At 35.2% G+C, this 401-nt stretch carries 1 protein-coding gene; it reads left to right on the plus strand.

Going from position 1 to position 401, the window contains the following annotated elements; all coding sequences use genetic code 11:
- Positions 1 to 58: 58 nt before the first annotated feature.
- Positions 59 to 401, plus strand: a 343-nt coding sequence (locus PGH07_RS11430; protein ID WP_289414629.1) for a glycosyltransferase family 2 protein, incomplete at its 3' end; no start/stop codon positions are given.

The raw sequence follows: 401 nt of genomic DNA on the forward strand, positions 1-401 counted from the left end.
TTTACAGGAATCTTTTTAGCTTATCGGCGCTTAGGAAAACAACAGCAAAGGATCCAAAGTGTTTAGTGTTGTTATACCTCTTTATAACAAAGAACAATATATTGCCAAGACTCTTGAATCTGTTTTGTTGCAAACATTTCAAGAGTATGAAATTATTGTTGTGGATGATGGCAGTACTGATAAAAGTACTTTTGAGGTGAAAAGATATAATGATAATCGGATACGACTTATTCAGCAAGAGAATGCTGGAGTATCAGCTGCCAGAAATCGAGGTATAGAAGAGGCAAACTATGACTTAATCGCTTTTTTAGATGCTGACGATGAATGGTTACCAAATCATCTGCAGGAACTTATCAATTTGAGAATTGATTATCCTGAATGTGAGGTTTTTGCTACAGGTT

The organism is Sulfurovum zhangzhouensis, assembly GCF_030347965.1.
In the GTDB taxonomy this organism is placed as follows: domain Bacteria; phylum Campylobacterota; class Campylobacteria; order Campylobacterales; family Sulfurovaceae; genus Sulfurovum; species Sulfurovum zhangzhouensis.